The 5,132-nt window shown below is 68.3% G+C and carries 5 protein-coding genes; all 5 read right to left on the bottom strand.

Going from position 1 to position 5,132, the window contains the following annotated elements; all coding sequences use genetic code 11:
• Positions 1 to 94: 94 nt before the first annotated feature.
• The 5 genes from ACFTZB_RS42760 to ACFTZB_RS42740 all read right to left on the bottom strand — a co-directional run bounded on the left by ACFTZB_RS42760 (position 95) and on the right by ACFTZB_RS42740 (position 4,922).
• Positions 95 to 802, bottom strand: coding sequence for a class I SAM-dependent methyltransferase (locus ACFTZB_RS42760; protein ID WP_378441575.1), 708 nt, complete (start codon positions 800 to 802; stop codon positions 95 to 97).
• 108 nt (positions 803 to 910) lie between these two features.
• Positions 911 to 2,140, bottom strand: coding sequence for a cytochrome P450 (locus tag ACFTZB_RS42755; RefSeq protein WP_378441573.1), 1,230 nt, complete (start codon positions 2,138 to 2,140; stop codon positions 911 to 913).
• Between the two features lie 74 nt (positions 2,141 to 2,214).
• Positions 2,215 to 3,060, bottom strand: coding sequence for a DUF4097 domain-containing protein (locus tag ACFTZB_RS42750; RefSeq protein WP_378441571.1), 846 nt, complete (start codon positions 3,058 to 3,060; stop codon positions 2,215 to 2,217).
• Between the two features lie 298 nt (positions 3,061 to 3,358).
• On the bottom strand, positions 3,359 to 4,582 hold the full coding sequence (locus ACFTZB_RS42745; RefSeq protein WP_378441569.1) for an NAD(P)/FAD-dependent oxidoreductase: 1,224 nt from the start codon (positions 4,580 to 4,582) through the stop codon (positions 3,359 to 3,361).
• A 46-nt stretch (positions 4,583 to 4,628) separates the two neighbouring features.
• Positions 4,629 to 4,922 carry a putative quinol monooxygenase gene (locus tag ACFTZB_RS42740; RefSeq protein ID WP_378441567.1) on the bottom strand — a complete coding sequence of 98 codons (294 nt, stop codon included), beginning with the start codon at positions 4,920 to 4,922 and terminating at the stop codon, positions 4,629 to 4,631.
• Between the last annotated feature and the right edge of the window lie 210 nt (positions 4,923 to 5,132).

Raw genomic sequence — 5,132 nt, 5'->3', positions numbered from 1 at the left:
CCGCTACGAGCGCCACGGCGAACACTTCGCCGGTTTCCTCCACCTCGCCGCCGCACTCACCTGCTTCAAGAAACTCCCCACATGAGACACCCTCTTAGCGGGTGCGTTCGTGTGAGCGCCCGTTGGCTGTTCGATGCCTGGTGGATGGGCTGCGGTGGTGCAGTGGCCGGTGGGCGCGCAGGACCACGTCGTGGGTGTGGTGTGCGCCCGCGCCACCGCTGATCGAGCGTTCCCGCACTTCGTTGACGTCGGTGTGCCAGCTGTCATCGAGTAGCGCTGCCACGTCACCGGGTGTGACCCAGTCGTCGGGTTCGAAGCCGTGCTCGCGTGCCGCGGCTGCGTCGCGGATGTCGTGGTGCACGACCAGCAGGGTGCCGCCCGGTGCGACGGCGGAGATCAGCGCGCGTTCGGCGGCACGGTCGGCGGTTCTGCGCAGGGCGGGGTACTGGGCTGAGACCAGGTCGAAACCACCGGCGGGTAACTCGGCATCGAGCAGTCCGCTCAGCACCCAGGTGATGTCCACGTCTTCACTGTCCCCGTGGGCCCGGGCCCGGTCGAGGGCGATGCGCGAAACGTCCAGCGCGGTGACGGCCCATCCCTGGCGGGCGAGCCAGAGTGCGTCGGCGCCTTCACCGCAGCCGACGTCGAGGGCGCGTCCCGGGCGTGCGCCGGTCATCTCGTCGACGAGTGCGCCGTTGGGTTCTCCGCTCCACACGCGGTCGCTCTCGCTGTAGCGCGCATCCCATTCGTCCGCCTCGCTTGATGTCGTCGTGACCTCGGTGGCCTCGCCTGCTTCGTCCATGTCAACACAGTGCAACAGCACCGGCGGTTTCGGCGAGATTTCTTGCCGTATCGGCAAGAAGTGCCGCTGGCGCGGTACCGCCCGTGAGTACTTCTTAACCGCCCGACGTTAATAAGTACTCACGGGCCGAAGGCGCACCGGAAGTTCATGCACGCCATAGATGTTCATGTCGGTCCTGAGCCTCACCTCGCCCGCCGGGACGGCGAGCTGGAGATTCGGGAAGCGGCGCAGCAGTCCCGCGAAGCCGGCGCGCATCTCGAGGCGCGCCAGTTGCTGGCCCAGGCACAGGTGGACGCCGTGGCCGAAGGACAGCTGACCGCGGGCTTTGCGGTGGATGTCCAAGGTGTCGGGGTTGTCGAAACGCAGGGGGTCGCGGTTGGCGGCCAGCAAGGAGACGACGACGGTCGATCCCTGCCCGATCGTTTCGCCGCCGAGTTCGATGTCCTCCGTGGCGTAGCGGTAGAAGATGTCGGCGACGGCAAGGTAGCGCATGAGTTCCTCGACGGCATCGGGCATCAGGTCCGGATCGGCGCGGAGTTCGGCCAGCTGCTCGGGGTGCTCGAGGAGCGCGAAGGCGCCCAGCGCCAGCATGTTGGCGGTCGTCTCGTGGCCCGCGAGCAGCAGCAGGAACGCGATGCCGATCAACTCCTCGACGGTGAGGTCGTCGTCGCGGGCCAGGTCGGACAGGATGTCCTCGCCGGGCGCGGCGCGTTTGACCGCGACCAGTTCGGCCAGGTACGCCGTCAGCGCGCCGTACGCGGCCATCTTCTCGTCGAGCCCCTGGTCCTTGATCAGGAACTTGGCCGTGTTGACCTGGAAGGTCTCCCGGTCCTCGTAGGGGACGCCGAGCAATTCGCAGATCACCAGTGACGGCACCGGCAGTGCGAATTCCTTGACCAGGTCGACCGGCTGGGTCAGGTGCTCCATCTCGTCCAGTTGCCGCTCCACGACGTCGACGATGTGCTCCTCGAGCTGCTTCATGCGTCGCACGGTGAAGGCACCGGTGAGCTTGCGACGCAACCGGGTGTGGTCCGGCGGGTCCATCGCGATGAACAACCCCGGTACCTGCGGGGACGGCTCGGTGGCGACGGGCATGCCGGGCGTCTCGTACGGCACGTGCAGGATGCCGATGTCCGGGCGGGAGCTGAACCGGGTGTCGGCCAGAAGCCGGCGGACCGCGTCGTAGCCGGTGACGAGCCAGCCCTCGTGACCGTCGGGGAAGATCAGGGGGCTGACGGGTCGCGCGTCGCGCAGCCGGGTGATTGCGCTGGGCGGATCGAACGGGCCGGCGTCGCGATCCATGGGGAGGCCGTGCGGGACGGGAACGGCTCGGCTCATCGGAAGTCCTTCGCATGCCGGGTGAGTGTGCTTGACGGTCATGGGTTTTCCCTCTCTCCGGGGCTGGAAATGGATCAGGAACGGTGGATCGTGATGCCGCCGAACGAGGTGTGCGCACGCACCTCGGCGGTCCTGTCGGACGCGGCGGGCCGGGTGATGTCGTCCAACGCGTTGTGCACCCGCCCGAACTTGGACTTCACGTCCAGCCGTGCGGCGGTACCCTCGGCGATGCCGATCTCCAGATCGCCCATCGCGGTCCCGACCTCGACCGAGCCGTGGGCGACCTCGGCGATGCGAATGTTGCCGTTGGCCGTCTTCGCCTCGACACTCGCGCCTGCCCGGTCGACGGAGATGGCGCCGTTCGCCGAGCGCACCCGGACGTCCCCGGTGACGGCGTCGATGGTGGTGTCGCCGTTGGAGTTCTTCACGACCACGGAGCCCGCGGTCTCGCCGATGCGGATCTTCCCGGAGCCGGTGCGGATCTCGGCGTCGCCCGCGACGCCGGCCGCGGTGACGTCACCGGCCGCGGTGTTCACGCGCAGGGAACCGGTGTGCTCGAGCCGGACGTTGCCGGCGGAGGTCTTGATCGTGCACTCCCCGAGGCGGCCCGTGCCGCTGAGGTTTCCCACCTGTAGCGAACTGGATACCTTTGAACCGCTGGGCAATTCGATGGACACGTTCACCGACCTGGTCTTGCGGGAGAAGTCGAGGGCGCGCGCCTTCGGTCCCGTGACCTGAAGAACACCGTCCGTGTAGTCGACGCGGACCTGCTGGGCGGCCCGGACGTCCGACTCGTCGGATTCGTCGCTCGGAAGCACGTCGACGACGGTGTCGGTCCGGTCGCTCGCGGTGATCCACACATTGCCGGCGCCGAGGCCGAGCGTTACGGAAATCGGTTCGGGTGTCTCGAAATTGGGCATGGTTGTCCCCTTCGTCGTGGGTGGGTGTACGTCCCGCAGGTCGGGGACGTGATGTAGCGGATGCACCGACCGCATCCTCGATCGGCTCAGCAGCCCGTGCGGTCGCGATGTCTCGCATACGAGATCAAGTGCATGGCACCACTATGGCACCACGATGGCATCAATGCAAGGGCCTAGTTGGCTCACGGAGGGCGTAGGGCGGCACCACACAGTGGTTGTCGAATGAAAAACTGCTGTTCAGGAAGCTGGTGCGTGGATCGGCGACGACTGCGGAGAATGTCCTCGGAAGGCCCGGCGGCTACTGTCCGGGATCGGGTCGTGCCTGCAGAGTCGGCGCCGCGGCGGCCAGCAGCGCGTCGCGGTCGCGGTTCAACGGGGGATAGATGCGCTCGGTGTTGATGGTGACCTTCGTGGCTTTGGCCTGCGCGCCGCGCGTCACCACCTGGCGATCCCACCCCTCGGTGTACACCGCGCCGGCCGGTCCGAGGTCGAGAATCGTGGCGTACCAGGGGATACGGAGCGGCAACATCGGCTCCCCGAGCAGATCGCCGACGACGTTGTAGCCCGCGTAGCGGCCCATCGGGCGCCCGTGCTGGCACGACATCACCGACAGGTGGCCCTCGTCCACCCGCGCCGCGGCGACGTCACCGGCGGCGAACACGCCGGGCGAGCCGATCACGCGCAGATAGTCGTCGACCGGCAGGCGGCCGAGCCGGTCGCGTTCGGCATCGAATTGTGCGGTCAGCGGGTTCGCGCGCATGCCCGCACACCAGACGACGGTCGCGGCGGCCAGCACCTCGCCGGTGGAGAGTGTCACGCCGTGCTCGTCGACGGCTGCGATGCCGACACCGGTCATCGTCTCGACGCCGTTCTCGGACAACCCCGCTTCGATCACCGGTCGAGCCGAGTCCCCCATGTCGGAACCGACGTGGGGGTTGTGGTCGATCAGCACCACCCGCGGTTCGGCGTGGCAGGCCTTCGCGAGCATTCCGGGCAACTCGGATGCCGTTTCGATGCCGGTGAGTCCGGCGCCGACCACCACCGCGGTCGCCGCGCCCACGCCCGCTCGGCCGTTGGACAGCGTGGCCAGGTGGCGCTGAAGCTTCATCGCGCCGTCGTACGTGTCCACGTCGAAGCCGAATTCCCGCAGGCCGGGAATGTCGGGCTTCGCCACTCGACTGCCCAGCGCCAGGACCAGGCGGTCGTACCGCTGCGTGCCCCCTGCCCCGTCGCCCGAGACGGTGACGGTGACGGTGCGCGCCGCGGTGTCGATCGCCGTCACCTCGGCGGCGATGTGCCCGACGCCGACGGGGTCGAGCAGGTCGCTCAGCGGGATGCGGCACGCGCTCAGGTCCGCCTCGTAGTTGCGGACCCGGATGTCGTGGAAGGGCTTCGCGCTGATCACCGTGACATCGACGGTGCCTGCTGCGCCGAGTTCGTCGAGCCGCCGCGCGGCTCCCAGTGCGGCCCACACACCGGCGAACCCCGAGCCGAGGACGAGGACGCGATCGGAATCGGTCACCCCGCCATCGTGCCAGGTCTACGCCGCGACGACTGCCGGATCGCGATCATTCGCCGAACAACGCCCGCTCGTCGGCGACGTCGTATTCGGCCACCGACGCCGTGAGCATCGCCGCGCCCTGCTCGTCGCTGGGGCCGCTGCTGCGGAAGGCGTCGACCGCCGCCTGCGACCCCCAGCGCTCGAAGATGTTGATGCGGCCGGGGTCGATCAGGTCGGCGGAGATGGCGAAGTCGAGGCAGCCGGCCGCGCCGCGGGCCTGTTCGACGACGCTCACGCAGCCTGCGAGGTACGCCTCGCGCTGGTCCGGTTCGACGGTGATGTGCCCTGCGACGATGACCATGGCTTCGCTCCCAGTTCGGGACAGTCGGACGCTTGGTCCGTAATCGGGGTGGTTCCGGGGGCGCGGAATATCTCCGAGGACGGTACTGTTGAACCCGTCGACGGTGTCGGACATACCCCGGGTACCACATTAAAATTGTCGCCGAGAGCGACCACTTGCCGAGAGGCGATATGACGGCACCGTCGCAGAAGCCGCCGGCACCTTCGGGTG

The sequence above is a fragment of the Rhodococcus sp. NPDC057014 genome (assembly GCF_042673295.1).
GTDB lineage: Bacteria > Actinomycetota > Actinomycetes > Mycobacteriales > Mycobacteriaceae > Rhodococcus_F.
The sequence above is the reverse complement of the archived record's forward strand: the minus strand, read 5'-3'. Positions and strand labels throughout refer to the sequence as shown.

What these genes read in the sequence shown, in the direction of transcription:
- ACFTZB_RS42760 (WP_378441575.1), bottom strand. Translation starts at nt 802, where the DNA reads ATGGACGAAGCAGGCGAGGCCACCGAGGTCACGACGACATCAAGCGAG.
- ACFTZB_RS42755 (WP_378441573.1), bottom strand. Translation starts at nt 2,140, where the DNA reads ATGAGCCGAGCCGTTCCCGTCCCGCACGGCCTCCCCATGGATCGCGAC.
- ACFTZB_RS42750 (WP_378441571.1), bottom strand. Translation starts at nt 3,060, where the DNA reads ATGCCCAATTTCGAGACACCCGAACCGATTTCCGTAACGCTCGGCCTC.
- ACFTZB_RS42740 (WP_378441567.1), bottom strand. Translation starts at nt 4,922, where the DNA reads ATGGTCATCGTCGCAGGGCACATCACCGTCGAACCGGACCAGCGCGAG.